Here is a 2,807-nt window from a genome sequence, read left to right as displayed (position 1 = left end):
GCCAATGAATCTGTTGACTGACACACCGCCTTCGCGAGCAAGCCCGCTCCCACATTTGAGGCCTAGTTGCCTGGGGCTCAGGACTTGGGCGGATTGACCTTCTGCACCAGCTCATACGCCCGGACAGTCGCCGGCCGTTCCTTGATGCTGTTGAACCAGCGCTGCACGTGTGGGAAATCTTCCAGGCGCTGGCTCTGCCACTTGTGGGAAACAATCCACGGGTAGATGGCCATGTCAGCGATGCTGTAGTCCTCGCCCGCGACAAACGCTCGGTCGGCCAAACGCCGATCCAGAACGCCGTACAGGCGGGCGGTCTCGTCCACGTAGCGCTTGATCGCGTAAGGGATTTTTTCCGGCGCGAACTGGCTGAAGTGGTGGTTTTGCCCGGCCATCGGCCCCAGCCCGCCCATTTGCCAGAACAACCACTGCAGCGCTTCCTGGCGGCCGCGCAGGTCTTTGGGAATGAACTGACCGGTTTTCTCGGCGAGGTACAGCAAGATGGCGCCGGATTCGAACAGCGAAATCGGCGCGCCGCCGTCGGTCGGGTTCTGATCGACGATGGCCGGAATGCGGTTGTTGGGAGCGATCTTCAGGAAATCCGGCTTGAACTGGTCGCCCTGGCCGATGTTGATCGGGTGCACCTCGTAGGGCAGGCCGGCTTCTTCCAGGAACAGCGATACTTTATGGCCGTTGGGGGTGGTCCAGTAGTACAGGTCGATCATGAAGCTCTCCAAAGGTGGTGATGCTTGAGCGAATGCCTGTAGGTATAGGTGATGTTCAGTGTGGGAAAATTCAATGAAACATTTGCGTATACCCTTATAAGCATTTCACACGGCGCCATCCACCAACACCTGCAATGACTGCTGTGAGCAGCGCTCGATGCGCACCTGCACGCCATACACCTCGGCAAATAACGCCGGGTCGAGCACCTCATCCGCTACACCACTGGCGTACAGCCGGCCCTGGCGCAGCACGGCGATATGGTCGGCGAAGCGCGCGGCGAGGTTGATGTCATGCAACACCACCACGGCGATCAGGTTGTGTTCGCGCACCAGCCCGCGCACGCAGTCCATGACTTTCAATTGGTAATTGAGGTCGAGGGCGCTGGTGGGTTCGTCCAGCAGCATCACCTGGGGGCGGCGGGCGATGAGTTGGGCGAGGCTGACCAGTTGGCGCTGGCCGCCAGACAAGGTGCTTAACAGTTGATCGGCCAAATGCGCGATGCCGATACGCTGCAACGCCTCGAAGGCTTCGCGCAGGCAAGCGTCGCCGGACAACGGGATGCCCTCGACATTGGCCACGCGCAAGGCGGCGATCACACTTTCCATCACACTCAGGCTCAGGCCCGGTGGCAGGTTCTGCGGCATGTAAGTGACGCGCCGCGCACGCTCGGCCACGGACATGGCTGACAGGTCGAGGTCGCCCAATCGCACTACGCCTTGCATCTTTTCGAGCCCGGCCACGGCGCGCAGCAAGGTGGATTTGCCCGCGCCGTTGGGGCCGATCAAGGCGGTGAGGCTGCCGTGGGGCAGGGTCGGCAAGGTCAGGTCATGCACGATCTGCCGCCGGCCATAACTCACGTTGGCGTTGTGAACCGATAAACCTGCACTCATAACTGCCTCCCACGCTTGAACACCAGCACCACGAAAATCGGCACACCCACCAAGGCAGTGACGATGCCCACCGGCACGATCATGCCGGGCATGATCAGCTTGCTGGCAATCGACGACAGCGACAGCAGCAGTGCGCCGGTCAAGGCGCTGGCGGGCAGCAGGAAACGTTGGTCTTCGCCCACCAGAATCCGCGCGATATGCGGACCGACCAGGCCGATAAATCCGATCGTTCCCACAAACGCCACGGCGGTGGCCGACAACAGGCTGATGCGCAGCAGCGAGAAGAAGCGCAGGCGCTTCACGTCCACACCGAAGCTCTGTGCACGGTCTTCACCCATGCGCAGCAGGGTCAGGCGCGGGGCGGCCATGAAGGAAAACGGCATTACCGCCACGACCACACACGCAAGAATGCTGAGCTTGTCCCAGTTGGCCCGGGTCACGCTGCCCAGGGTCCAGAACACCAGTTGTTGCAGCACGTCTTCGGTGGCGACCAGTTGCAGCAAGGCCACCACCGCGTTGCAACTGAACACCAGGGCGATGCCGAACAGCACCAGGCTTTCCACCCCGGCGCCGCGCAGGCGTGACATGGCTTGCAGCAAAAATACCGAGGCGGCGGCGAAGACAAACGCCGAAATGGAAATCGCCGTGTTGGCCGACACCCACAGGGTGGTCACTGGAAACACGATGACCAGGGACGCGCCCAGCGCCGCCGCCGAAGACACGCCAAGGGTAAACGGGCTGGCCAGCGGGTTATTCAGGATCGCCTGCATTTCGGCCCCGGCCAGCGACAGTGCACACCCCACCAGCACCGCCATCAGCGCGTAGGGCAGGCGCACGTTCCAGATGATCACCTGGTCGGTGGCGCTCAAGTGCGAGGGGTGCAGGATGCCGTCGAGCAGGGCCAGCAAGCCCATGCCCGAAGGGCCGCTGGCGAGGTCCACCAGAATGGCGCAGACCAGTGCGGTGCCCAGCAATGCCAACAGCCAGGCACGCCGCGCCAGCAGACGGCGGTAACCGTGCGTGGCGCTGGCGAGGTCGAGGGTTTGAGTGGTCATGGGATTCGCATGCTTTAAATGAACGAACTCCCTGAAGGAAAACCGGGTCAATGTGGGCGCTGGCTTGCCTGCGATAGCGGTGTGTCAGTTGACTCATTCGGTGACTGATACATCGCTATCGCAGGCAAGCCAGCTCCCA

At 62.0% G+C, this 2,807-nt stretch carries 3 protein-coding genes; all 3 read right to left on the bottom strand.

Features of this window, described 5'->3' with window-relative positions:
* Positions 1 to 77: 77 nt before the first annotated feature.
* Entirely contained in the window at positions 78 to 722 is a 645-nt protein-coding gene (locus WBB95_RS22925) for a glutathione S-transferase N-terminal domain-containing protein (protein ID WP_424489643.1), read from the bottom strand.
* Between the two features lie 105 nt (positions 723 to 827).
* Positions 828 to 1,613, bottom strand: a complete 786-nt coding sequence (locus tag WBB95_RS22920; protein ID WP_424489642.1) for an ABC transporter ATP-binding protein — start codon at positions 1,611 to 1,613, stop codon at positions 828 to 830.
* The gene (locus WBB95_RS22915) at positions 1,610 to 2,668 is read right to left on the bottom strand and encodes a FecCD family ABC transporter permease (protein ID WP_424489641.1); all 1,059 of its coding nucleotides are present in this window, start codon (positions 2,666 to 2,668) and stop codon (positions 1,610 to 1,612) included. Before WBB95_RS22915 ends, WBB95_RS22920 begins: the two co-directional genes overlap by 4 nt.
* Positions 2,669 to 2,807: the final 139 nt, after the last annotated feature.

This window comes from Pseudomonas sp., assembly GCF_049645325.1.
In the GTDB taxonomy this organism is placed as follows: Bacteria; Pseudomonadota; Gammaproteobacteria; order Pseudomonadales; family Pseudomonadaceae; genus Aquipseudomonas.
This window is presented reverse-complemented; position numbering and strand designations above follow the sequence as displayed.

What these genes read in the sequence shown, in the direction of transcription:
- WBB95_RS22925 (WP_424489643.1), bottom strand. Translation starts at nt 722, where the DNA reads ATGATCGACCTGTACTACTGGACCACCCCCAACGGCCATAAAGTATCG.
- WBB95_RS22920 (WP_424489642.1), bottom strand. Translation starts at nt 1,613, where the DNA reads ATGAGTGCAGGTTTATCGGTTCACAACGCCAACGTGAGTTATGGCCGG.
- WBB95_RS22915 (WP_424489641.1), bottom strand. Translation starts at nt 2,668, where the DNA reads ATGACCACTCAAACCCTCGACCTCGCCAGCGCCACGCACGGTTACCGC.